Genomic DNA, 381 nt, shown 5'->3' with positions numbered 1-381 from the left:
TTCACGGCCTCTCTGGCCAAAACCCTGTTCCAGCAGAACACGGATGCAACCCTACAGGTTAAAACGGCTATCCAGAACATGGAGGCCAGTCTCAATGCCACCCTGCGGCAGTTCAACCGCATACAAGCAGCAAAGGCCGCGTAAACCATGGTCCAGTCCAGCATTCTCATGCGCGCACATGGCGCACGCCCGCATGGGGCGCTGGTCGCACCAGATATCAGGCCCAAACCCACCAAGATCGTGCGGTTTAGGCAGTCCTCGTTCTCCACCTTCCGTATTGTGGAAATGGATATTGTCCGCCCATCCGCCAACGCCATGCGGTTTCTGTACGGTCATGGGGCCAGCGCGCATGGTGCGCCCATGGCGCCGGGTTTCCGGCTG

The 381-nt window shown here is 59.3% G+C and carries 1 protein-coding gene; it reads left to right on the top strand.

Annotated elements, in window-relative coordinates:
• Positions 1-147 precede the first annotated feature (147 nt).
• Positions 148-381: hypothetical protein (locus tag HK26_RS12745; protein ID WP_143296374.1), on the top strand; the 234-nt coding region annotated here is incomplete at its 3' end.

Origin of the sequence: Acetobacter okinawensis, assembly GCF_002153655.1 — a bacterium.
Classification (GTDB): Bacteria; Pseudomonadota; Alphaproteobacteria; order Acetobacterales; family Acetobacteraceae; genus Acetobacter; species Acetobacter okinawensis_A.
This window is presented reverse-complemented; position numbering and strand designations above follow the sequence as displayed.